This is a genomic window from Promicromonospora sp. Populi, assembly GCF_041081105.1.
Taxonomy (GTDB): Bacteria; Actinomycetota; Actinomycetes; order Actinomycetales; family Cellulomonadaceae; genus Promicromonospora.
On record NZ_CP163528.1, the window covers coordinates 863,030 to 886,544 of the forward strand.

General features: G+C 71.5%; 21 protein-coding genes and 1 tRNA gene. 15 read left to right on the forward strand and 7 right to left on the reverse strand.

The window, feature by feature from the left end; translation table 11 throughout:
• Nucleotides 1-85 precede the first annotated feature (85 nt).
• The 7 genes from AB1046_RS03845 to AB1046_RS03875 all read right to left on the reverse strand — a co-directional run bounded on the left by AB1046_RS03845 (nucleotide 86) and on the right by AB1046_RS03875 (nucleotide 6,894).
• Nucleotides 86-1,159, reverse strand: a complete 1,074-nt coding sequence (locus AB1046_RS03845; RefSeq protein WP_369372503.1) for an LLM class flavin-dependent oxidoreductase — start codon at nucleotides 1,157-1,159, stop codon at nucleotides 86-88.
• Between the two features lies 1 nt (nucleotide 1,160).
• On the reverse strand, nucleotides 1,161-2,540 hold the full coding sequence (locus AB1046_RS03850) for an LLM class flavin-dependent oxidoreductase (RefSeq protein ID WP_369372505.1): 1,380 nt from the start codon (nucleotides 2,538-2,540) through the stop codon (nucleotides 1,161-1,163).
• Nucleotides 2,537-3,352, reverse strand: coding sequence for an ABC transporter ATP-binding protein (locus AB1046_RS03855; protein WP_369372507.1), 816 nt, complete (start codon nucleotides 3,350-3,352; stop codon nucleotides 2,537-2,539). Before AB1046_RS03855 ends, AB1046_RS03850 begins: the two co-directional genes overlap by 4 nt.
• Nucleotides 3,328-4,182, reverse strand: a complete 855-nt coding sequence (locus tag AB1046_RS03860; protein ID WP_369372509.1) for an ABC transporter permease — start codon at nucleotides 4,180-4,182, stop codon at nucleotides 3,328-3,330. Before AB1046_RS03860 ends, AB1046_RS03855 begins: the two co-directional genes overlap by 25 nt.
• On the reverse strand, nucleotides 4,179-5,315 hold the full coding sequence (locus AB1046_RS03865; RefSeq protein ID WP_369372511.1) for an ABC transporter substrate-binding protein: 1,137 nt from the start codon (nucleotides 5,313-5,315) through the stop codon (nucleotides 4,179-4,181). Before AB1046_RS03865 ends, AB1046_RS03860 begins: the two co-directional genes overlap by 4 nt.
• A 556-nt stretch (nucleotides 5,316-5,871) precedes the next feature.
• Nucleotides 5,872-5,956: transfer RNA gene (locus AB1046_RS03870), tRNA-Leu, on the reverse strand.
• Nucleotides 5,957-6,075: 119 nt separating this feature from the next.
• Complete coding sequence (locus AB1046_RS03875) at nucleotides 6,076-6,894, reverse strand: NAD(P)H-binding protein (protein WP_369372513.1); 819 nt, start codon at nucleotides 6,892-6,894, stop codon at nucleotides 6,076-6,078.
• A 116-nt stretch (nucleotides 6,895-7,010) separates the two neighbouring features.
• On the opposite strand from AB1046_RS03875, the gene AB1046_RS03880 reads away from it, so the two are divergent.
• The 15 genes from AB1046_RS03880 (at nucleotide 7,011) to aroB (ending at nucleotide 23,467) form a co-directional block, all read left to right on the forward strand.
• Nucleotides 7,011-8,231, forward strand: coding sequence for an AI-2E family transporter (locus AB1046_RS03880; protein ID WP_369372515.1), 1,221 nt, complete (start codon nucleotides 7,011-7,013; stop codon nucleotides 8,229-8,231).
• A complete protein-coding gene (locus AB1046_RS03885) occupies nucleotides 8,218-9,453 on the forward strand; it encodes an AI-2E family transporter (protein WP_369372517.1) in 1,236 nt (411 codons plus the stop codon). The genes AB1046_RS03880 and AB1046_RS03885 overlap by 14 nt, the downstream gene beginning before the upstream one ends.
• A gap of 43 nt (nucleotides 9,454-9,496) precedes the next feature.
• A complete protein-coding gene (locus AB1046_RS03890) occupies nucleotides 9,497-10,150 on the forward strand; it encodes a GNAT family N-acetyltransferase (protein ID WP_369372519.1) in 654 nt (217 codons plus the stop codon).
• Between the two features lie 12 nt (nucleotides 10,151-10,162).
• Nucleotides 10,163-11,554 carry a replication-associated recombination protein A gene (locus tag AB1046_RS03895; protein WP_369375560.1) on the forward strand — a complete coding sequence of 464 codons (1,392 nt, stop codon included), beginning with the start codon at nucleotides 10,163-10,165 and terminating at the stop codon, nucleotides 11,552-11,554.
• Nucleotides 11,555-11,808: 254 nt separating this feature from the next.
• Nucleotides 11,809-12,435, forward strand: coding sequence for a 30S ribosomal protein S4 (gene rpsD / locus AB1046_RS03900; protein ID WP_369372521.1), 627 nt, complete (start codon nucleotides 11,809-11,811; stop codon nucleotides 12,433-12,435).
• Nucleotides 12,436-12,749: 314 nt separating this feature from the next.
• The gene (locus AB1046_RS03905) at nucleotides 12,750-13,160 is read left to right on the forward strand and encodes a DUF948 domain-containing protein (RefSeq protein WP_369372523.1); all 411 of its coding nucleotides are present in this window, start codon (nucleotides 12,750-12,752) and stop codon (nucleotides 13,158-13,160) included.
• Entirely contained in the window at nucleotides 13,157-13,411 is a 255-nt protein-coding gene (locus AB1046_RS03910) for a hypothetical protein (protein WP_369372525.1), read from the forward strand. The genes AB1046_RS03905 and AB1046_RS03910 overlap by 4 nt, the downstream gene beginning before the upstream one ends.
• Nucleotides 13,412-13,555: 144 nt before the next feature.
• On the forward strand, nucleotides 13,556-16,252 hold the full coding sequence (alaS, locus tag AB1046_RS03915; protein WP_369372527.1) for an alanine--tRNA ligase: 2,697 nt from the start codon (nucleotides 13,556-13,558) through the stop codon (nucleotides 16,250-16,252).
• A gap of 86 nt (nucleotides 16,253-16,338) precedes the next feature.
• Nucleotides 16,339-16,824: a Holliday junction resolvase RuvX gene (gene ruvX / locus AB1046_RS03920; RefSeq protein WP_369375562.1), complete on the forward strand. Its 486-nt coding sequence runs from the start codon at nucleotides 16,339-16,341 to the stop codon at nucleotides 16,822-16,824.
• A 53-nt stretch (nucleotides 16,825-16,877) separates the two neighbouring features.
• Nucleotides 16,878-18,014: an endolytic transglycosylase MltG gene (gene mltG, locus AB1046_RS03925; RefSeq protein WP_369372529.1), complete on the forward strand. Its 1,137-nt coding sequence runs from the start codon at nucleotides 16,878-16,880 to the stop codon at nucleotides 18,012-18,014.
• Between the two features lie 205 nt (nucleotides 18,015-18,219).
• A complete protein-coding gene (mltG, locus tag AB1046_RS03930) occupies nucleotides 18,220-19,371 on the forward strand; it encodes an endolytic transglycosylase MltG (protein WP_369372531.1) in 1,152 nt (383 codons plus the stop codon).
• Nucleotides 19,368-20,306 (forward strand): shikimate dehydrogenase, encoded by a 939-nt coding sequence (locus AB1046_RS03935; RefSeq protein WP_369372533.1) that lies wholly within the window; start codon nucleotides 19,368-19,370, stop codon nucleotides 20,304-20,306. Before mltG (AB1046_RS03930) ends, AB1046_RS03935 begins: the two co-directional genes overlap by 4 nt.
• A 76-nt stretch (nucleotides 20,307-20,382) precedes the next feature.
• The gene (gene aroC / locus AB1046_RS03940) at nucleotides 20,383-21,645 is read left to right on the forward strand and encodes a chorismate synthase (protein WP_369372535.1); all 1,263 of its coding nucleotides are present in this window, start codon (nucleotides 20,383-20,385) and stop codon (nucleotides 21,643-21,645) included.
• Nucleotides 21,642-22,313 (forward strand): shikimate kinase, encoded by a 672-nt coding sequence (locus AB1046_RS03945; RefSeq protein WP_369372537.1) that lies wholly within the window; start codon nucleotides 21,642-21,644, stop codon nucleotides 22,311-22,313. Before aroC ends, AB1046_RS03945 begins: the two co-directional genes overlap by 4 nt.
• Nucleotides 22,310-23,467 (forward strand): 3-dehydroquinate synthase, encoded by a 1,158-nt coding sequence (aroB, locus tag AB1046_RS03950; RefSeq protein WP_369372539.1) that lies wholly within the window; start codon nucleotides 22,310-22,312, stop codon nucleotides 23,465-23,467. The genes AB1046_RS03945 and aroB overlap by 4 nt, the downstream gene beginning before the upstream one ends.
• Nucleotides 23,468-23,515: the final 48 nt, after the last annotated feature.

Genomic DNA, 23,515 nt, shown 5'->3' on the forward strand with positions numbered 1-23,515 from the left:
ACTACGAACGGCTCCCTTCTTCCACAAGTCGGGAGCCGTTCGTGCGTCCGCAGACGATTCAGGCGCGCATTCAGTCGCGCATCATTCAGCCGCGGAGCAGCGGCACCAGCTCCCGTCCCTGCCGCTCGATCTCGGGGAGATACGGGGTGTCGGACAGGACGAAGTGGGTCACGCCCAGCCGCTCGTACTTCCTCAAGCCCTCGGCGACCTCCTTCGCCGTCCCGACGAGCCAGGTTGTCCCCGCTCCGCCACCCCCGGCGCGTCCTGGCGCCGTGTAGAGGATGTCGTCCAGGACGTCGCCTCGTTCCGCGAGGTCGAGCAGTCGTTGCTGCCCGACGGCGGAGCGCTTGCCCCAGCGCCGACCGCCTGGCTGCTCGTGGTCGGCGCTGGCGGAGAGCTGAGCGACCTTGGCCTCGGCGTCGGCCCACGCCTCCTCCGTCGTGTCCCGCACGAACGTCGTGATGCGCAGGCCGAACTCCAGGGGCGCGTGCTCGCGCCCGAGCTCCGCCTGCAGGGTGCGCAGACGGTCTATCCGTTCGGCGATGCCGTCCAGCGGCTCGCCCCAGAAGAGCTGGACGTCCGCCTCGGTGGCGGCGACGCGCTCGGCTGCCGCGGAGGCCCCGCCGAAGTAGAGCCGGGGATGGGCCCGGCCCGGCCGGGCGAGCGGTCGCAGGTCCAGGGTCGAGTCGGTGACCTGGAAGTGCTCGCCTGCGTAGGTGACCGACTCCTGCGTCCACAGCCGGCGCACGATCTGCAGGAACTCCTTGGTGCGGGCGTACCGGTGGGCCTGGTCGCCCTCGGCGTCCCCGTACGCGGCGAGGTCGTCCTGCCCCGAGACGATGTTGATCCGCACGCGCCCGCCCGACAGGTGGTCGAGCGTCGCCGCGGCCGACGCCAGGTGCGCCGGCCGCCAGTACCCCGGCCGGACCGCGATGAGCGGCTCGAACGTCGTGGTCCGCGCGGCCAGGGCGGTGGCCACGGTGAACGTGTCCGGCCGGCCCCAGCTTGTGCCGAGCAGGGCGCCGTCCCAGCCGTGCTCCTCCAGCCGGGTGGCGTGCTCGGTCAGCGTGTCGAGGCTGTTGTGACCCGCCGCGGCGTCGTCCCCGCGGTGGCCGGGGTGGGTCTGGTTGGGGATGTACCAGAGGATGTCGTCGGCCATGTCAGGCTCCCACCGCGGTCGTCGTGTACTCAGCAGGTGTGTGCCGCGCCGTCGTGTACTGGTTCGCCGGCCGGGCCAGGCCGTAGTGGTCACGCAGGGTGGTGCCCTCGTAGTCGTGCCGGAACAGCCCGCGGTCCCGGAGGATCGGGAGCACGTGCGTGGTGAACTGCTCCAGCCCGGACGGCAGCGCGGCGGGCATGATGTTGAAGCCGTCGGCCGCCTCGGCGTCGTACCACTCCTGGAGCGCGTCGGCTACCTGCTCCGGGGTGCCCGCGAAGGTGCGGTGCCCACGCCCTCCGCCGAGCCGGCCGATGAGCTGCCGGACCGTCAGCCGTTCCCGCCGCGCCAGCTCCACGATGAGTGTGTAGCGGCTCTTCGCTCCCTCGATCTGGTCCTCGTCGGGCAGGTCGTCCGGCAGCTCGCGGTCCAGCGGCAGGTCCTCCGGATCGAGCCGCAGCGTGCGGGCGAGCTGGCGCTGCGCGTACTCGGGCTGGATGAGCTCGTCGAGCTCACGCTCCTTCTCCTGAGCCTCGGCCGCGGTCGCGCCGATCACCGGCACGATTCCCGGCAGGATGCGCACGCTGTCCGCGTCCCGCCCGACGGCCACGGCTCGCGCCTTGAGGTCCCGGTAGAACACCTGGGCGTCGGCGAGCGTCTGGTGTGCGGTGAACACTGCCTCGGCGTACCGGGCCGCCAGGCCCCTGCCGTCCTCGGACGAACCGGCCTGCACGATCAGCGGCCGCCCCTGCGGCGACCGGGGCACGTTGAGCGCCCCCGCTACCGAGAAGTGCTGCCCCACGTGCTGCGGCGGGTGGACCTTGGCGGCGTCCGCCCAGACGCCCGAGGCCTTGTCGGCGACTATCGCGTCGTCCTCCCACGAGTCCCAGAGCTTGACCGCGACGTCGAGAAACTCCGCCGCCCGCTCGTAGCGCACGGCGTGCGCGGGCTGGTCGTCCAGGCCGAAGTTCCGGGCGACGTCCGGGCCCGCCGTCGTCACCACGTTCCAGCCGGCACGGCCCGCCGAGACGTGGTCGATCGAGGCGAACCGCCGGGCCAGGTTGTACGGGGAGTTGTAGGTGGTCGACGCCGTGGCGATGAGCCCGATCCGCTCGGTGACCGCCGCGATGGCCGTGAGCACGATGAGCGGGTCGAGGGTGCCCGCGGGCCGTCGTCCGACGTCGCCGAAGAGGCCCGGGCTGTCCGCGAAGAAGATGGAGTCGAGCCTGCCCGCCTCGGCGATCTGCGCCAGGCGGCGCAGGTGGGCGATGTCGTGGCCGGTGGCGTCCGGGCCGCTCTCCGGCAGCCGCCAGGACGCCTCGTGGTGGCCGCTGCTCATGAGGAACGCGTTGAGGTTGAGCTTTCCGGGACGGTGGTTGGTCATGGGGTGTCCTTCCGGTCCAGGCCGAGCGCGCCGAGCAGCTCGGCACGCAGCGTGCGGTGCGGGTCGTGCCCGACGGCGTCGTGCGTGACGCCGGATGGGTTGCCGGGCGGGGTACGGCGCTCGAGCACGATGCGCCCCGCGTCCAGGACGACCACCCGGTCGGCCAGCACTATCGCTTCGTCCACGTCGTGGGTGACCATCAGGACGGTCGGGCGGTGGCGCCGCAGCAGGTCGCGCAGCAGGTCGTGCATCCGCAGCCGGGTCAGCGCGTCGAGCGCGCCGAACGGCTCGTCGGCCAGCAGCAGCTCGGGGCTGCGGGCGAGCGACCGGGCCAGCGACACCCGCTGCTGCTCGCCGCCCGAGAGCTCGTTCGGCCAGGCGCGCTCGCGCCCGGCGAGCCCTACCTCGGCCAGCGCCGCGCGGCCGGCGTCGCGTGCCTGGGCCGGTGCGGCGTCGTGGCCCAGCACTACGTTGTCCAGCACGCGCGCCCAAGGCAGCAGCCGGGAGTCCTGGAACACCACCGACACGTTGCGCGGCACCTGGATCCGCCCGGAGCCCGTCACGTCGTGGTCCAGGCCGGCGAGCGCTCGCAGCAGCGTGCTCTTGCCGGACCCGGACCGCCCGAGGATCGCGACGAACTCGCCGTCGGCGATCTCCAGGTCGAGGCCCTTGAGCACCCCGGCCGGCGTCCCGTAGGTCCGCACCAGGTCCCGTACGACGACGGCGGGGCGGGCGGGACCGCCGTCGTCGTGCCGCCGTGCGGCGCTCGCGGTCGGTCCTGTCTGGGTCAGTCCTCCAGCGTGCGTCGCCATGACAGTGCCTTTCTCTGCAGCAGGCGGACGGACCAGTCGGCGGTGAAGCCGAGGACGCCGTAGACGACGAGGCCGACGAGGATGACCTCCGTCTGCCCGTAGGTGCGCGCGAGCTCCATCATGTAGCCGATCCCGGCGGTGCCGTTGACCTGCTCGACGACGACGAGCGCGAGCAGCGAGCCGGTCACCGCGAAGCGCAGGCCCAGCAGGAAACCGGGCAGTGCACCCGGCAGCACCACACGGGTGACGAACTGGTGCCGACCCAGCCGTAACGTCTCGGCGAGCTCGACGTACCGCTTGTCGATCGAGCGCAGCCCGTTGTGCGTGTGGAGGTAGATCGGGATGAAGACGCCCAGCGCGATGGTGATGACCTTCATCTCCTCGTCGATCCCGAACCACAGGATGAGCAGCGGCAGGAGTGCCAGGTTGGGGATCGCGCGCTTGACCTGGATCGGTCCGTCCAGCAGCGCGTCGCCGAGCCGGCTCAGGCCGGAGGCCAGCGCGAGGGCGACACCCGCCGCGACGCCGAAGGTGAGCCCGAGAGCGGCGCGGGTCAGCGAGACCCAGAGGTGGCCGGGCAGGTCGCCGTCCACCGTGAGCTCGACGCCGGTGGTCAGCACCGTCCACGGCGGGGTGAGGACGCGCGGGTCGATCAGCCCGGTGGCCGATCCCGCGGCCCAGATCGCCACGAGCAGGCCGATGCCGAGGCCGGCGGCCAGGGGGAGCGGTTTGCCCAGGCCGAGCCGACGGGTCGTGGGTCGCACGTCGGCAGCGCTGGTGACCCGCTCCGGGGCAGCCGTCGTCGCCACCTCCTGGGCGACGGCGGTCACGAGGTGCTCCAGGCCTGCTCGGCTGCGTCGCCGGCGATCGGGCCGAACCGCTCGTCGAAGAGGTCCGCGGCCTGCAGCACGGGCCGGTCGAGCTCGGCGGCGAGGAGGTCGACGGTCTCCTGCGTGCGTTCGATCCCGTCGGTGAGGTCCGAGGGGATCTCGGGCCGGGCGGCCGTGTCGATGAGGTACTGCGCGTCCTGCTCCGACAGCCCCTGGTCCTCGATGTAGTACCCGGCCTTCCAGATCTCCGGGTTCTCGTAGATCCAAACCCGGGCCTGCGCCCACGCGGCGACGTACTGGCGCAGCGCGGCCGCCTTGGCCGGGTCCTGCACCACGGAGGTCGGGCCGTAGAGGTGGCTGGGGTCGTCCCGCAGGCCGTGCCGGAGCGACGTCGCGCCGTCGGCCGCGTACGAGTCGAGGTACCGCACCAGCGCGACACCGCCGACGGGGGCGACGTCGATCTCGCCCGCGGCGAGCGCCGTCGGGTAGACATCGCCGGTGGAGGGCAGCTCGATCAGCTCGACGTCGTCCTGCGTGAGCCCCGCTGCCTCCAGCGCCTTCAGGACGAGCGCTCCCTGCGCCTGGCCGGGGCTGAACGCGATCCTCTTGCCGCGCAGGTCGGACAGGTCGTCCAGCTCGATGCCGGGCGCGCCCGCGAGCTCGTAGACCGGGCGCTCCTGCCAGTCCTGCCGGTACTGGGAGGCGTAGATCTGCACGCCGAGTCCGGTCCAGGTGGCGTGGATCGCCGGGATCTCGGCGACCGCACCGATGTCCAGGGCGTCCGCGTTGAACGCCTCGATGGTCTGCGGGCCGCCGGAGATGTTGGCCCACTCGATCTCGAAGTCGAAGTCCGAGTCGATCTCGTCGCCGGCGAGCTCGAACGCCTTCTGGGTGGTCGGGTCACCGATCACCAGAGTTGTGCCGGCCGGGACCTCGGTGGGCAGGGCGGCATCAAGGGCGAGCCCGCCACCCTCCTCGGCCTGAGCACCGGCGGCGCAGCCGGAGGCGAGCAGTACGACGGCCGCGGCGGTCGCGGCGGCTGCGAGTGCCTTGGCCGGCCGTGCCTTGGCCGGTCGAGGCTTGGTTGGTTGAGTCTTGGTTCGTCGAGTGCTGGAGGGTGTGCTGGTGGGCATGGGTCGTCCGATCGTCGTGTTCCGGGTACGGCGAGGCAGCCCTTCCCGGATCGTGAGGTCCGACGGTCAGGGCTGTGCTGGAGGGGACGCGTGGGGTGAGGCTGGCGGGGACGCGTACGGGGTGCGATACCCGAGGCAGGTGCAGGGCGGTCGGCTGCGGCGCGGACCGGTGCGGGTCGGGTTCGGCGGTTGCGGGTGGGGTCGACCGGGCGGGGTCAGTGACGCGGGGTCAGTGGCAGAGCCCCGGACAGGTCAGACCCGGACAGGCGCGCCGTGGTTCCGGGTTCGGCGCGCGCAACAGGTAGGCGGCCTCGAACGGGAGGCTTCGGTGTGCGTGCTCGGACATGCCGCGGAACATAGGTGGCGGCTCGAAGCCTGACGAGGGTTCCCTGGAACTTCTCACGATGCGAGACCAGGTGTGAGACCAGGTGCGAGACCAGTGGGGCGACGGTCGTCCAGCGCTGCGCTCATCTGGTGCCAGGGTCATCCTTGACCGGGCCCAGAAACGACTTCGTCACGCCACCCTCGGTGATTCGAGGGGACGTGACGAGAAACGTGTCCGGAGGGGGACTTGAACCCCCACGCCCGTTAAAGGGCACTAGCACCTCAAGCTAGCGCGTCTGCCATTCCGCCACCCGGACAGGTGGACCGATCCCGGCGTTTCCGCCGTTCCGGTGCGGGAAAAACATAGCACGCAGGTCGGGTCGGCTCCGAATTGAAAACGGTGTGACCTGGGTCGCGTGGGGGAGTGAGGCGGCCGTCAGCGGAAGGCGTCGGCGTTCGCCGCGGCCCACTGCTCGAAGGTCGTCGCGGGAGCCCCGGTCACGTCCATGACGGTGGTGGTGGCGACCTGCGGGCTCTCGACCATCCAGGCGAACCCTTCTAGGTACCACCCGGCGTACTCGCCCATGGCCGGCTCCAGCACCGCCGTGGCCTCGTCGAGCGAGACCTGCTTGAAGACCACCTCGCGGCCGAGGACCTGGCCGAGCCGCCGGGCGCGCTCCGCGCGCGTCATCGTCTCGGGGCCGGTCACGGTGTGCACGCGGCCCTCGTGGTTGTCCCCGAGCGGCCCGTTCCCGAGCAGCACCGCCGCGGCCACCCGGGCGATGTCGTCCATGGCGACCGGAGCGTTCGCCGCCTCCGGATACGGCTCCCGCACCTCTCCCGTGGTCCGGACCTGGTCGGCCCAGACCGTCGTGTTCTCGACGAACTCCCCGGCGTACAGGTGGGTCCATGCGAGCCCGGACGCCTCGACGGCCTGCGCGATCGGCTGCCAGTCGGTGGTCTCGTCACCCGAGAGGTCGACGATGTGCCGCACGCCCGCCTCCCGCGCCAGCCGGACGACGTCGGTCACCGTCCCCAGGACCGGGGCCAGGTACAGCCGCTCGACCCCGGCGAACGCCGCCGGGAGTGTCTCGGGCCGGCCGAGGTAGCCGCGGGCGACCTCCACGCTGTCGGGCAGCTGCGCCTTGGCGGGGTTGATGGTGAGGGCTCGCACGTCGTCAGCGCCTCCGGCGAGCAGATGGTCCACGACCATTCGGCCGATGTTTCCCGTTGCGCCGGTCACCAGGATCTTCATCCCGCCAAACTACGGTCCGGGATGGTCGGTCCGCACATGAAAAGTTGTCGAGAGAAGCGGCGTACCGCTACCTTCCGCTTGGACAATTCGCCCAAAACAAAATGAGGAGCATGGCGATGACGGCTGACGCCCCGGCGGTAGCGCCGACCACAGCGGCGCAGGCGCCGACCACCCCGCAGGCGACCGGGCCGTCGATTGCCCAGGAGCCCGGCCAGCAGCCCGCTCAGCAGCCCGCCCAGCCGAGCGGCTTCGGTGCCCCGTGGATCCGCTCCACCGGTGACCTGGCCTGGAAGCTGGTCGGTATAGGGCTCGCCGTGGCCCTGGTGTTCTACGTGGTGAGCCTGGTCCAGCTTGTGTTCGTCGCGCTGTTCCTCGCCCTGGTCTTCACCGCCGTCCTGCTGCCGCTCGGCGAGCTCTACGACCGGGTGATGCCGCGTGGGCTGGCCATGGCGGCGTCCCTGCTGACCGCGGTGCTCGCCGTCGGCGCGTTGGTCACCTACGTGGTGTCTTCGGTGGTGAGCCGGTGGGAGGAGCTCGCCACGGAGTTCGGCACCGGTCTCACGGACCTCGCGCGCCTCGTCACCGACATCCCGCTCCTCGCGGGCCTGGGCACACCCGGCGACTGGCTGCGCGACGGTGGCGCCTGGCTCCAGTCGAACGCCGGCAACTACGTCGGCACCGCCGCGCAGAGCGCGGGCACCATCGCCGAGGGCGCGACCGCCGTCGTCCTCGCGATCTTCTGCACCGTGTTCTTCCTGACCCAGGGCAGCCGCATGTGGCGCTGGGCGCTGTCCATGGTCCCCGCCGACCGGCACGACCGCTGGCAGAGCGCAGCGAGCGCCGGCTGGTCCTCGTTCTCCGGGTTCACGCGTGGCATGTTCTTCGTCGCGCTGTCCGACGGCCTGCTGGCCGGGATCTTCCTGACCGTCGTGGGTGTGCCGCTGGCGCTGCCCCTGTCTGTGGTGGTGTTCCTGGGGGCGTTCGTCCCGATGATCGGGCCCGTCGCCGCCATCGTGGTCAGCGCGCTCGTCGCCCTGGCCACGCAGGGCCCGGTGCTGGCGCTGGTGGTGCTGATCGGCATGGTGGTGATCGCCCAGATCGACGCGAACGTGCTGCAGCCGCTGATCACCGGCAAGCAGGTCTCGCTGCACCCCGTGGTGATGGCGCTCGTGGTCGCCGGCGGATCGGTGCTGGGCGGACTGCTCGGCGCCGTCGTCGCCGTGCCGCTGACCGCCGTGACCTGGGCGGTGTTCAGCAACCTGCGCAAGACGGCGCTGGCCCAGTCGCAGTCACAGGGCGCGGCACGGGGCGTGGCGCCCGCCCATGAGGCAGACTGAATCGGTGCCCGACGTCGCACCACACAACCCCGCAACACACAGCTCCGCCCCGCATCCGGCCCCCGTGCTGCACTACGGTCCGGCGCCGCGCGATCCCGCGCCGCCGCCGTGGCTGCGCACGGCCGCCGGATGGTCGTGGCGCCTCATCGTGCTCGTCGCGGGGATCGCTCTGGTGTTCTGGGCGGTCACGCAGGTCCTGATCGTCTTCGTCGCGGTGTTCCTCGCCCTGGTCTTCAGCGCGGTGCTCAACCCGCTGACCGGCCTCTACGCGCGCGTCATGCCCCGCCCCCTGGCGACGGCCGCCGCCATCCTGTCCGGCCTGCTCGTGGTCGGCGGCCTGGTCACCTACGTCGTCGTGTCCGTGGCGGGCCAGTGGGAACGGCTCGCCGGGGAGTTCAACACCGGCATCGACCAGATCGTCAGCCTCATCGAGAACAGCCCGCTGCCCGTCGACGTCGCACTCGACGCGCGCGACCAGTGGATCGACGACGCCGCCGCCTGGATCCAGCAGAACGCCGAGGCGCTCCTGGGCACGGCGGCCGAGAGCGCGGGCTCGATCGTCGAGGGCGTGGCCGTGGTGGTGCTCGCGATCTTCTGCACCATCTTCTTCGTCGCGTCGGGCGCCTCGATGTGGCGCTGGTTCATGAACCAGGTACCCACCCGCACCCGCGCACGGTGGGACGCCGTCGCGGGCGCCGGCTGGTACACGTTCTCCGGCTACACCCGCGGCATCGTGCTCGTCGCGATCACCAACGGCATCCTGGCGGGCATCTTCCTGACCATCCTCGGCGTCCCGCTATCGGCGCCGCTGGCCGTGCTGGTCTTCATCGGTACGTTCATCCCGCTCATCGGCGCGCCGCTGGCCATGATCATCGCGGCGGTCGTGGCGCTCGCGGCGGACGGCGTGCTCACCGCGCTGATCGTCACGCTCGGGATCGCGGGCATCGGCCAGCTCGAGGGACACGTGCTCCAGCCGCTCATCATGGGCAAGCAGGTCTCGTTGCACCCCGTCGTCGTCGCGCTGGGTGTGACCTGCGGCACGGTGGTGGGCGGCATCCTCGGTGCGATCATCGCGGTCCCGCTCATCGCGGTGGCCTGGGCGGTGTTCAGCACGCTGCGCACTCGTCCCGCCCCGGTCGCTACTGAGGACGACGACGGCGCCGGGTCCGCGGCCGACGATACCGGCCCGCCCGCCGGCGTCGGGAACGACGTCGAAAAGTAGTAAAACTGCAGGTCGCGACCTGTTTCTGTGGCACCATCGAGGGATGGAACCGTTCGTCCTGGCCACGGAAGAAGTCCGCCTGTCCGTCCCCACGTTCGCGGACGTCGACGCGATCACGACGGCCTGCCAGGACCCCGCAGTCGCGGAGTGGACGGTGGTGCCGGTGCCGTACGAGCGCCGGCACGCCGAGGGATTTGTGCGCTACCACGTCGCCGAGGGGTGGGCCAAGGGCTCGGTGTACACCTGGGCAGTCCGGGCACCGGGCGACGCCGACGGGCCGCTGATCGGCATGGTCGGGCTCACGTGCGAGGGGCGTCCGGGGGAGGAGCGCGCCGGGGAGCTCGGCTACTGGATCGCCGCGGACGCCCGCGGCCAGGGGCTGTGCACGGCGGCGTCCCGGCTGGTCGTCGACTGGGCGCTCGACCCCGACGGGCTCGGGCTGTCGGTGGTGAGCTGGGTGGCCTACGTCGGCAACTGGGCGTCGCGCCGCGTGGCGTGGCGCCTCGGCTTCCGCGTGGAGGCCACGCTGCGCAGGCACGGGCTGCAGCGCGGCGTGCGCCGGGACGCCTGGGTCGGCACGCTCCTGCCCGACGACCCCCGTACGCCCAACGAGCCGTGGCCCGCTGAGGCGGAGCCCGCTGAGGCGGAGCCCGCTGAGTCGAAGTCCGCCGACCAGGGTGTCAGTGTGCGTCCGTAGGCTGGGGGCATGGTGGATCTGTTCGAGGCCGCGACGACCGACGCGGTGGGTACCCCGGCCGCGCGGGCGTCGTCGCCCCTTGCCGTGCGCATGCGCCCGGCCTCGATTGACGAGATTGCCGGGCAGGAGCACCTCCTGGTCCCTGGCTCACCGCTGCGGCGGCTCATCGAACCGGGGGCGGGCGGCCGCGCCGCGCCGTCGTCGGTGATCCTCTGGGGACCGCCCGGCACCGGCAAGACCACGCTCGCCTACCTGGTCGCCACGGTGTCCGGGCGCCGCTTCGTGGAGCTGAGTGCGGTGACCGCCGGCGTGAAGGACGTGCGCCAGGTGGTCGAGGACGCCCGGCGCAGGCTCGCCACCGGCGGCGACGAGACGGTGCTGTTTGTCGACGAGGTGCACCGCTTCTCCAAGTCCCAGCAGGACGCGCTGCTGCCCAGCGTCGAGAACCGCTGGGTCACCCTCGTGGCAGCGACCACCGAGAACCCCAGCTTCTCCGTGAACTCCCCGCTCCTGTCCCGCTCGCTGCTGCTCACCCTCAAGCCGCTGGAGACGGAGGACGTGCGCGAGCTCGTGCTGCGCGCCGTGGCCGACGAGCGCGGCCTCGGCGGCTCGGTCGAGCTCGACGACGAGGCGACCGACCACCTCCTGCGGCTCTCCGGCGGAGACGCCCGCAAGGCGCTCACCATCCTGGAGGCCGCAGCGGGCGCGGTGCTGTCGGACGACGTCGCCACCGACACGGCAGGCGAGGACGTCCTGCCACGCATCGGTCTCGCCGACGTCGAGCGTGCCGTCGACGTCGCCGCGGTCCGCTACGACCGCGACGGAGACCAGCACTACGACGTCATCTCCGCGTTCATCAAGTCCATCCGCGGGTCCGACGTCGACGCATCGCTGCACTACCTCGCCCGCATGGTGGCCGCAGGCGAGGACCCGCGGTTCATCGCCCGGCGGCTGGTCATCTCCGCGGCTGAGGACGTCGGCCTGGCCGACCCGTCCGCCCTGCAGACCGCCGTCGCCGCCGCGCAGGCGGTGCAGCTCATCGGCATGCCCGAGGGGCGCATCATCCTGGCCGAGGCGGTCGTGCACCTGGCCACCGCGCCCAAGTCGAACGCCGCCTACCTCGGCATCGACGCGGCGCTCGCGGACGTGCGTGCCGGGCGCATCGGGACCGTGCCGTCGCACCTGCGGGACGCGCACTACTCGGGCGCGAAACAGCTGGGCCACGGCGACGGCTACCGGTACGCGCACGACTGGCCGCACGGCGTCGCGCCGCAGCAGTACCTGCCGGACGTGCTGGCGGGCGCGCGCTACTACGACCCGACCGACCATGGTTACGAGCGGCAGGTCTCCGAGCGGCTGGAGCGCATCCGCGGGATCCTCGGCGGCGACGAGGCGCAGAAGTGACGGTGCTCGGGAATGACGGTGCTTCAGGAGTGACGAGATCCACGGCGGGCCGAAGTCCTGACGTGCGTTAAGATGGACAGGTTGCCTATGGCAGCCCCTGGGACCTCGGCCCCGTGAGCGTGCTGATCCGGTCAGTGATTCCAACTCTGATCAGATCGACTCGTTCCATCGGCTGGTCCCGCACCCGATGTGGTCTCTCTTGGGAGAGCCGTGTCCGGGTGTGACCTTCACTTACTACAGGACAGGAAATCACAGTGACTTCTGTGACCCGTGCGCGCCGTCAGGTGCGCCTGAGCCGCAAGCTGGGCCTCGCGCTCACGCCCAAGGCCGTCAAGCACTTCGAGAAGCGCCCCTACCCGCCCGGCGAGCACGGTCGTGCCCGTCGTCGCACCGAGTCGGACTACGCGGTGCGTCTGCGCGAGAAGCAGCGGCTGCGCGCCCAGTACATGCTCAAGGAGAAGCAGCTCCTCAAGGTGTACGAGAACGCCCGCAAGCAGGCCGGCCTGACCGGTGAGGTCATGGTCGAGGACCTCGAGACGCGTCTCGACTCCGTGGTGCTGCGCGCCGGGTTCGGCCGCACCATCCTGCAGGCGCGTCAGCACGTGACGCACCGCCACATCCTCGTGGACGGCAAGATCGTGGACCGCCCGTCGTTCCGCGTGAAGCCGGGCCAGACCATCCAGGTCAAGCCGAAGAGCCAGGCCACCGTGCCGTTCCAGGTCGCCGCCGCCGGTGCGCACCGCGACGTGCTGCCGACCCTGCCGGGCTACCTCGACGTCCAGCTCGAGAAGCTGTCGGTCACGCTGACCCGCCAGCCGAAGCGTGTCGAGGTCCCCGTGACCTGCGACGTGCAGATGGTCGTCGAGTTCTACGCTCGCTGATCTTTAGCTGATCTCTGGTGCCGAGCCCGCTCGGCACCCGCTCCGGCCCCGTTCACGCTCCGGCGTGGACGGGGCTGTGTGCTTCCCTCTCTTGGGCCAGGGCGCCGACGAGAACGGGGTTGTGTCACCGAAACGGGTCCCGAGCGCACACAACCCCGTTCTCACCGCTTCGACGACAGCGCGGCCCGGGCGGCGACCTCGGCGGCGTCCGGGATAAGGTGACGAACGTTTCCCCGGCAGACGTTTGTGCCGACCAGCAGCAGACCATCCAGCGGACCCATCCAGCGGCCCCATCCAACGTAGGAGCTAAACGCATGACCCTCGGCGACCTCGGCGACGTGGCGGGACTGATCGCGGCGATCGCGTTCGTGCTGCTGGTGGGATTTCTCGCCGTTCCCCTGTGGAAGCTGGGGAAGCTCCTCGACGAGGCGCGGATAAGCGTCCGTGACGTCACCGAGCACTCGGTGCCGATCCTCGACGAGGCCGCGAGCACCGTCGCGTCCGCCAACACGCAGCTCGTCAAGGTCGACACGATCACGACGTCCGCGGCGTCGGTCAGCGAGAACGTGTCCGCGCTGACGGGTCTCTACGCGGCCACGCTGGGCCGCCCGCTCGTCAAGGTCGCCGCGTTCTCCTATGGAGTGCGCCAGGCGTTCGGCCAGGCCAAGGGCCGCTCGGGCAAGCACACCGATCCGACGGCGGACGCCACCGGGGCCGGGGCATGATCCGCCGGCTGTTCTGGATCGGCGTGGGGGTGGCCGTCACCGTCGTCGTCATCCGCAAGGGCCGCCAGGTCGTCGCGCGCTACACCCCGGAAGCGGTGAGCGAGCGTGCCGCCGCCGCGGTCGACGACGCGGGTGCGCGCCTGAACAGCGCCGTGCACACGTTCCGGACGGAGTTCTCCGTGGCCCGCGCCGAGCGCGAGGCCGAGCTCATGGCCTCCCTGCGAGGCGAGCTGCCGCGCGACCCGCGCTAGCCACCAGCGGTAGCGATCTTTCAGTTTCCGTCTGCCGTGCTTCCGGCGGCAGAATAGTCATGCGGTCACGTGGACGTCTCACGTGACGCAACCTCTGCCCCGCACTACAGCTCCGCACGACCGAGAAGAAAGATCACTGACCTCATGCGCACCGCCGAGATCCGCAAGCGTTGGCTCGACTACTTCGAAGCTCAGGGTCACGCGGTGGTGCCGTCTGCGTCGCTGATCTCCCCGGACCCGTCGACGCTCTTCACCATCGCGGGCATGGTGCCGTTCATCCCCTACATGACGGCGCAGCAGACGCCGCCGTGGGCACGCGCCACGAGCGTGCAGAAGTGCGTGCGCACCCTCGACATCGAGGACGTCGGCAAGACGACGCGCCACGGCACGTTCTTCCAGATGAACGGCAACTTCTCGTTCGGCGACTACTTCAAGGCCGACGCCATCCGGTTCGCCTGGGACTTCCTGACGGGCTCGCTGGACGACGGCAAGCTCGGCATCGACCCCGACAAGCTGTGGGTCACCGTCTACCACGAGGACGACGAGGCCCGGCAGCTGTGGAAGGACATCGTCGGCCTGCCCGACGAGCGCATCCAGGGCCTCGGCAAGAAGGACAACTACTGGTCCACCGGCCAGCCCGGCCCGGCCGGCCCGTGCTCGGAGATCTTCTGGGACCGCGGCGCCGCCTACGGTCCCGACGGCGGCCCGCTGATCGACGAGGGTGGCGACCGGTTCGTCGAGATCTGGAACCTCGTGTTCATGCAGTACGCCATCGACGACGTGAAGTCGAAGGAAGAGTTCCGGATCGTCGGTGAGCTGGCCAAGAAGAACATCGACACCGGCATGGGTCTCGAACGGGTTGCCTTCCTGCTGCAGGGCAAGGACAACATGTACGAGATCGACGAGGTCTTCCCCGTCATCGAGGCCGCCCAGAAGCTGAGCGGCAAGAAGTACGGCGAGAACCACGAGGACGACGTGCGCATGCGCGTCGTGGCCGACCACGTCCGCTCCGCCCTGATGATCATCGGCGACGGCGTGCGCCCCTCGAACGAGGGCCGCGGCTACGTGCTGCGCCGGCTGCTGCGCCGCTCCGTGCGGGCGATGCGCCTGCTTGGCGTGGACGGCCTCGCGCTGCCGTCGCTGCTGCCCGTCTCGAAGGACGCCATGGCCCCGTCCTACCCGGAGCTCGGCACGAACTTCGAGCAGATCTCGGCCGTCGCCTACGCCGAGGAAGAGGCCTTCCGGCGCACCCTGGCCTCGGGCACCACGATCCTGGACACGGCAGTGGCCAACCTGAAGCGCCAGGGTGGGGACGGGGACCTGGTGCTGCCGGGCGACGCCGCCTTCCAGCTGCACGACACCTATGGTTTCCCGATCGACCTGACCCTCGAGATGGCCGCCGAGCAGGGCGTGCAGGTCGACGAGCGGGCCTTCCGCTCGCTGATGCAGGAGCAGCGCACCCGCGCCCGCGCCGACGCGCTCGCCAAGCGCACCGGCGGGGCCGACGTCGCCGCCTACGCGGCCCTGGAGAAGGAGCTGACGGCGCCCCCCGAGTTCCTCGGCTACACGCAGACGGACGCCTCCGTGCGCGTGACCGGCCTGCTGACCGGAGGCGTGCCCGCCCCGGCCGTCACCGCCCCGGCCGAGATCGAGGTGGTCCTGGACCGCACGCCGTTCTATGCCGAGGCCGGCGGCCAGCTCGCCGACCACGGCACCATCGTGCTCGACGGCGGCGCGACCATCGAGGTCGACGACGTGCAGCGCCCCATCAAGGGCCTGAGCGTGCACCGCGGCCGCCTCATCGAGGGCACCGTGGCGCTGGGCGACCCGGGCACCGCGCAGATCGACACGGCCCGCCGCAAGGCCATCAGCCGCGCGCACTCGGCCACGCACATGATCCACAAGGCCCTGCACGAGCTCGTGGGCCAGGACCGCACCCAGGCCGGCTCGGAGAACGCCCCGAGCCGCATCCGCTTCGACTTCCGCTCGCCGTCGGCCGTCTCGGCGGCGACCCTGACGGAGATCGAGGAGCGGGTGAACGTGCGGCTGGCCGACAACCTCGAGGTGACCGACCAGCTCATGCCGATCGCCGAGGCTCGCGCCGCCGGTGCCATGGCGCTGTTCGGTGAGAAGTACGGCGACGTCGTGCGCGTCGTCTCGATCGGCGACGACTGGTCGCGTGAGCTGTGCGCGGGCACCCACGTGAAGCAGACCGGCCAGCTCGGCCGGGTCACGCTGCTGGGCGAGTCGTCGATCGGCTCGGGCGTGCGCCGCGTGGACGCCCTCGTAGGGGACGGCGCGTACGGCTTCCAGGCCAAGGAGCACGCCCTGGTGGGTCAGCTCACGGGCCTGCTCAACGCGCGCCCGGACGAGCTCCACGAGCGCGTGGGCTCGCTCGTGTCGCGCCTCAAGGAGGCCGAGAAGGAGCTCGCCGCGATGCGGCAGGGCCAGCTCCTGGCCACGGCCGGCAAGCTCGCCGCCGAGGCCCCGCGCGTGGGCGACGTCCGCGTCATCGCGCACGACGCCGGCGAGGCCCAGGCCGACGACCTGCGCGCCCTCGTGCTCGACGTGCGCTCGCGGCTGGGCGAGGCCGAGCCGGTGGTGGCTGCCGCTGGCGCCGTGTCGGGCGGGCGCCCCGTGGTCGTCGTCGTGACCAACGCCGCCGCACGCGCCGCTGGTTACAAGGCCGGCGACCTCGTGCGCACGGCCGCTCAGACCCTCGGCGGCGGCGGTGGTGGCAAGCCGGACCTCGCCCAGGGCGGCGGCACCGACCCGGCCAAGCTGGGCGAGGCGCTGGCCGGCATCGCCGAGAGCGTGCGCCTGGCCGCCGTCGGCGCCTGACGCCGGTGGTCGAGCCTGTGGTCGAACCTGTCACCGAATCCGAGCCGGGCCTCCCTCGCGGGGCCCGGCTCGGGATCGACGTCGGCATGGCCCGGATCGGGCTGGCCGCGAGCGACCCCGACGGCCTGGTTGCCACCCCGGTGGAGACCGTGCCGCGGGTGCTCGCGGGCCCCGGCAAGAGCGCAAAGGGCACCACCGCAGACGTCGCCCGGATCGTCGCCGAGGCCGTAGAACGCTTCGCCGTCGTCGTCTACGTGGGACTGCCCCGGCACCTGTCCGGGAAGGAGGGCGCGGCCACCGCTGACGCGCGGGCTTTCGCGGACCGGCTGGTCGTCGCGCTCGCGACGGCGGGGGAGCGCGCACAGGTTCGTCTGGTGGATGAACGGATGACCACCGTCTCAGCCCATCAGGCTCTCCACGCGGCGGGCCGGAAAACGAAGAAGCACAGGTCCGTGATCGATCAGGCTGCAGCCGTTATCATTCTGCAATCCGCACTCGACGCGGAGCGGGCGAAGGGGGAGCGCGCCGGCGAGCTCGTCGAGGCGCGGACCGTGCACGACACGCACGAGTAGCTGACCTGCGTGCCTCAACCAGTTGCCCCCCGACTAAGGACAGTGAGTCTCCGGTGACGGACCTCTTCACAGCGCCCCCGCGCGGCCAGGAAGACCCGGCATTTCCTGAGCGTAGATCGAGCCGGAGCGGGCAGCGCCGTCGCCGACGGAGCAAGCGTGGACGCTCGCTCGTCGTCCTGCTGGTCGCGCTCGTCCTGGTCGGCGGCTCGGGTTTTGCGGTGTGGACCAACCTGGACTCCCTGATGGGCATCAGCAACCCGGTCGAGTCCAAGGACTTCCCCGGCCCCGGCGGTGACCAGATCGACGTCGAGATCCCCGAGGGCGCGACCGGTACGGCCATGGGGCAGGAGCTGTACGACGCCGGAGTGGTCGCCAGCGTGTCGGCGTTCACCGCGGCGTTCGAGGCCAACGCGGACTCGGTGCTGATCCGGCCGGGCACCCACACCATGCTGGAGGAGATGCCCGCACGGGACGCCGTCGCCCTGCTCGTGAAGAACGAGATGGCGGAGCTGCAGCTCACCATTCCCGAGGGCTACACGGCCGACCAGATCGTCGAGCGCGCCGTGCAGGTCACCGGTCTGCCCGCTGCGGACTTCGAGGCGGCCCTGGAGAGCCCGGCGGAGATCGGGGTGCCCGAGGAGGCCGACGGCCGCGCCGAGGGCTGGCTGTTCCCCGACACGTACGTGGTGAAGCCGAACGACACCGCCGTCGGGCTGCTGACCCAGATGGTGGACCGCACCAAGGGTCTGCTCAACGGGAAGAACGTACCCCCCGCCGACTGGGAGACGGTGCTGACCAAGGCGTCCCTGGTGGAGCGCGAGGGCCTCCACGCGGAGGACAAGCCCAAGATCGCGCGGGCGATCGAGAACCGGCTGGAGGACAGCATGGCCCTCCAGATCGACTCGGCGGTCGCCTACGGTGCCGGCAAGCCGGGCACGGAGCTGACCGACGCCGACCTCGACAACGCGGAGAACCCCTACAACACGTACGAGCACACCGGGCTGCCGCCCGGCCCGATCGCGAACCCGGGTGAGGTCTCCATCGACGCTGCGCTGAACCCCACCGCCGGCGACTGGAAGTACTGGGTAACGGTCAACCTGGACACGGGCGAGACCAAGTTCGCCGAGACGTACGAGCAGCACCAGGAGTACGTGCAGGAGCTGCTCGAGTGGCAGGCAGCCAACAGCTGAACGGGCAGGTGAAAAAGGTTCTCGACGGTTCTGCGATGGTTCGCGGTGCGAGTCGGGGGGAGTTGGCCCGGAGCGTGCCGGTCGGGGTAGCGTTCGCGGCACCCGGGCTGTGATGCGATCGTGACAACGACGGCGACGCGTACGCCCAGGTGAGAACAGGCGTGGGTCGCCCCGAGACCCAGGCAGCACAGAGGATGGAGCGAGAGTGACCGAGGCCCTCCCGGGAGTGGACTATCAGGGGCCACCGCGGCACGCCAGCGGCTCTCGCGGGCGCAGGGGGCAGCATGAGGTCTACCGCAGCCGGGGGAGCGGTCGTTCGGCGCGGCCCCTGATCATCGCCGTGGTGGCGGTGCTGGTGATCGTCCTCGGGCTCGGCGCGTGGACCATCCGGAACGGCGGTTACCTGTTCGGCCTGCGCACTCCGCTGGCTGCGGCCGACTATGCGGGCGCCGGCGGGGACGACGTCGAGGTCGAGGTGCCCGAGGGGGCCACCGGGTACTCGATCGGCGCGGAGCTCGTGGAGCTCGACGTGGTGGCCAGTTCCGACGCCTTTGTCCGGGCGTTCAACGCCAACCCGGACGCCGCCGCGATCCAGCCCGGCACGCATGTCATGCGGCTGCAGATGAGCGCGGCGGCGGCGGTCGAGCTGCTGGCGTCGAACGACGTGGTCCGTGGCGGCCTGACGGTCGTCGAGGGATACACGGTGGCGCAGATCCAGGCGTCGATGGTCGAGCAGGGCTGGCCCGAGGCGGACGTGAACGCCGCCGTCGCGGACCCGCAGGCGCTCGGCCTGCCGGCCGAGGCCGGCGGGCACCTGGAGGGCTGGCTGGCGGCGAGCACCTACGACGCGACGCCCGATACGGTGAGTGCGGTGGACGCGTTCCGGCAGATGGTGGCCGAGACGGTGAGCGAGCTCAACGACCTCGGTGTGCCGGCCGAGGCCCGGAACGACCTCATCATCAAGGCGTCGCTGGTCGAGCGGGAGGCGCCGGACGACTACCGGGGCGAGGTCGCCCGGGTGATCGAGAACCGGCTCGCGGCCAACGAGCCGCTCGGTCTGGACGCCATCGACTCCTACGGGCGCAACAAGCCGTCGCACCAGATCACCTCCGAGGAGTTCCAGGACCGGTCGTTCCCGTACGCGTCCCGGGTGGTCCGGGGGCTGCCGCCGACCGCCATCGGCGCGCCGAGCCGGGCCTCGGTGGAGGCGGTCCTGAACCCGCCGGAAGGCCCCTGGCGGTGGTACGTGACCGTCAACCTGGACACCCAGGAGACGAGATTCACCGACAGCTACGACGAGTTCCTGGTCTTCCGGGCGGAGTACCAGACCTGGGCAGCGGCGAACGGGTACGGATGAGCACCGCAGACACGACCACTGGCATCGCGCCGACCACGGCCACGGTCCGCCGCGCCGCCGTGCTGGGGCACCCGGTCGCGCACTCGCTGTCGCCCGTGCTGCACACCGCGGCCTACCGGGCCCTCGGCCTGGAGGGCTGGGAGTACGGCGTGCACGACGTCACGCAGGACGCCCTGGCGGGCTTCTTGCACGACGCCGGCCCTGGCTGGGCTGGCCTGAGCCTGACCATGCCGCTCAAGCAGGTGGTCATCGGCCTGCTCGACCACGTGGACCCGCTCGCTCAGGCGGTGGGGGCGGTGAACACAGTGCTGTTCTCTGCTGTTGGTGGGGCGGTCGGTGGTGCGGCTGGTGGTGCGGTGACCACGATCGGCACCAACACCGACGTGCACGGCATCGTCGCGGCCCTGCGCGAGGGCCTCGGGACACGCCGGGTGTCGGACGCCGTGATCCTGGGCGGGGGAGCGACCGCGGCGTCGGCCCTCGCGTCGGTCGCGGAGCTGGGCTGCACCTCACCGCGGGTCTTCGTGCGGTCGCTGGACCGGATCGACCCGCTGCGCGAGGCCGTGGCGCGCATGGGAGTGACGCCGTCGTTCGAGGTGTTCGACGACAAGGCGACGACGTCGGCCCTGGTGAGCGCGGACGCCGTCGTCTCGACGACGCCGAAGTACGCCTCGGACATCTGGGCGGCTCTCCTGACCGAACGGCTGACGGGCTCGCCCAGCGCAGCCGCCGACCAGCCCGCCGGTGTCCTGCTCGACGTCATCTACGACCCCCGGCCGACGGCGCTGCAGTCCGCGTGGGCCGCCTTGGGCGCCGAAGCGATAGGCGGCGAGCGCATGCTGCTGCACCAGGCGGCGGAGCAGGTGCGCCTGATGACGGGTCGCCCGGCGCCGCTGACCGCTATGGACGAAGCCCTCCAGGCGGCGCTGGGCTGACGGTCGGCCGGCTGCTCGGCCGGCTGCCTGTGGACAGCGGGCGCCGGGTAGGTCACGCGCGTGAAACAATCCGAGCATGCTTCGTTGGTTGACATCGGGTGAGTCCCACGGCCCTGCTCTGGTGGGTTTGATGGAGGGTCTGCCCGCCGGGGTGGAGCTGACGACGTCGGACATCCAGGCCGCCCTCGCGCGCCGCCGGCTCGGGTACGGGCGCGGCGCGCGCATGAAGTTCGAGCAGGACGAGGTGCGGGTGCTCGGCGGGCTGCGCCACGGGCTCACGCAGGGCGGGCCGCTCGCGATCGAGATCGCCAACACGGAGTGGCCCAAGTGGACCGAGGTCATGTCGGCCGACCCGGTGCCGCCGGAGGCGCTCCTGGTAGACGCCGGTACCGGCGACGAGCGCGAGGTGGCCCGCAACCGGCCGCTGACCCGCCCGCGTCCCGGGCACGCCGACCTGATCGGCATGCGCAAGTACGGCTTCGAGGACGCGCGGCCCGTGCTGGAGCGCGCGTCGGCCCGCGAGACCGCGGCCCGCGTCGCGCTGGGTGTGGCCGCCGCCAAGTTCCTGGAGCAGGCGCTCGGCGTGCGGCTCGTGTCGCACGTGGTCGCCATCGGCGGGGCGGCGGTGCCCGACGACGCGGCGCTGCCGACGCCGGACGACGCCGCCACGCTGGACGCCGACCCGGTGCGCTGCCTCGACGCCGCGTCCGCCAAGCTGATGATCGAGGAGATCGACCTGGCCAAGAAGGACGGCGACACCCTCGGCGGTGTGGTCGAGGTGCTCGCCTACGGCGTGCCGTCCGGCCTCGGCACCTACGTGCAGGGCGACCGCAGGCTCGACGCACGCCTGGCCGCCGCCCTCATGGGCATCCAGGCGATCAAGGGCGTGGAGGTCGGGGACGGGTTCCGTACCGCGCGCCGCCGCGGCACGGAGGCCCACGACGAGATCGTCCGCGAGGCCAGGGCAGGGACGGGCGCCGGAGGTGTTGCCGATGGAGTGGCCGTGCCGGGCCGGATCCGCCGCACCACCAACCGCGCCGGCGGCATCGAGGGCGGCATGTCGAACGGCGAGATCGTGCGGGTGCGCGCCGCGATGAAGCCGATCTCGACGGTGCCCCGCGCGCTGCCGACCGTCGACACCGCAACCGGCGAGCCCGTCACGGCTCACCACCAGCGGTCCGACGTGTGCGCGGTGCCGCCCGCCGCCGTCGTCGCGGAGGCGATGGTCGCGCTCACGCTGGCGGAGGCCGCCGTCGAGAAGTTCGGTGGCGACTCCGTGGCCGAGGTGCGGCGCAACGTGGAGTCGTACCTCGCGGCGATCCCGGAGCTGCTGCAGTGAGCGGCTCGACGGGTGCTGGTCCGGTCGCCGTCATGATCGGGCCGCCCGGTTCCGGCAAGTCCAAGGTGGGCCGCACGCTGGCCGCCGGGCTCGGTCTGACGGTCCGGGACACGGACGCGGACATCGAGACGAGGGCGGGCAAGCCCGTCAGCGACATCTTCGTGGACGACGGCGAGCCCCGGTTCCGCGAGCTCGAACGCGAGGCCGTGCTCGCGGCCCTCGCGGAGCACGACGGTGTGCTGTCGCTCGGTGGGGGCGCCGTCATGAACCCCACGACCCAGGAAGCGCTCGAGAAGTACGCCGCGGGCGGCGGTCACGTCGTGTTCCTGGACGTGCCGCTGGCGGTCGCCGCGCAGCGGGTCGGCATGAACCAGGCCCGGCCGCTGCTGCTCGGCAACCCCCGCGCGCAGTGGCAGAAGCTGATGACCGAGCGGCGTCCCACCTACGAGCGGCTCGCGACCCTGACCATCGTGTCGAGCGAGCGACCTGGGGAGCAGGTGGCGGCCGAGATCATCGAGGCGCTGAAACTCGAGCTGGTGGTCGGGGAGCTGGTGGACCCGAAGCGGACCGCGGGCACCGACATGGGCACCGACATGGGCATCGGCGTGGGTACAGAAGCGGGCACAGTGGTGGGCAAGGAAGAGAGCACAGAGGAGAGCACGACGTGAGCACCGACAGCGCACCCGTACGGATCACCGTGCGGGGCGACGCCCCCTATGACGTAGTGATCGGCCGCCACCTGCTGGGCGAGCTGCCGTCGCTGATCGGCGCGGCCCGCAAGGTCATGGTGGTCCACCCGGCCGCGCTGTCCGCGACGGCCGACATCATCGCGGAGGACCTGAAGGCCTCGGGCTACGAGGCGTTCGTGGCGGAGGTGCCTGACGCCGAGTCGGCCAAGACGCCACAGGTCGCCGCGTTCCTCTGGGGACTGCTGGGGCAGCTGGACTTCACGCGCTCGGACGCGATAGTCGGCGTCGGCGGGGGTGCCACCACGGACCTCGCGGGTTTTGTGGCCGCGACCTGGCTGCGCGGGATCCGCGTGGTGCACGTGCCGACCACGCTGCTGGCCATGGTCGACGCCGCGGTGGGTGGCAAGACGGGCATCAACACGTCCGAGGGCAAGAACCTCGTGGGGGCGTTCCACCCGCCGGCAGGTGTGCTGTGCGACCTGGCGTCGCTCGCGTCGCTCGACAAGTGGGACCTCGTGGCGGGCCTGGCTGAGGTCGTCAAGACGGGCTTCATCGCGGACCCGGTGATCCTCGACCTGGTCGAGGCGCACGTCGACGAGCTGCGGAACTGGGCCGGCGCGGACGCCTCGGACGAGACCTGGGCAGTGGTGGCCGAGCTCGTCGAGCGGTCGGTCCGGGTCAAGGCCGACGTGGTCGGCGAGGACCTCAAGGAGGCCGGCCTGCGGGAGATCCTGAACTACGGGCACACGCTGGGCCACGCGATCGAGCTGGTCGAGCGTTACCAGTGGCGGCACGGCGCCGCGGTGAGCGTGGGGATGATCTTCGCCGCGGAGCTGGCCCGGATGGCAGGCAAGCTGCCCGACGACGTCGCCGACCGGCACCGTTCCCTGCTGGACTCCCTGGGACTGCCGGTGCACTACCGCGGCGACCGCTGGGACCAGCTCCTGGCTGCGATGCGCCGCGACAAGAAGACGCGCGGCGACCTGCTGCGGTTCGTCGTGCTGGACGACGTCGCCAAGCCGGTCCGCCTCGAAGGCCCCGACCCGACCCTGCTGGCCGCCGCTTACGCCGAGGTCGCCAAGGAGCCCCCGACAAAGGGCCCGGGGACCCCGGTCACGCTGACGCTGGGCTGAGCCGCCGGAGCCTCCTCACGTGCGGCTTTAGATGCGCCTTTACGTGCG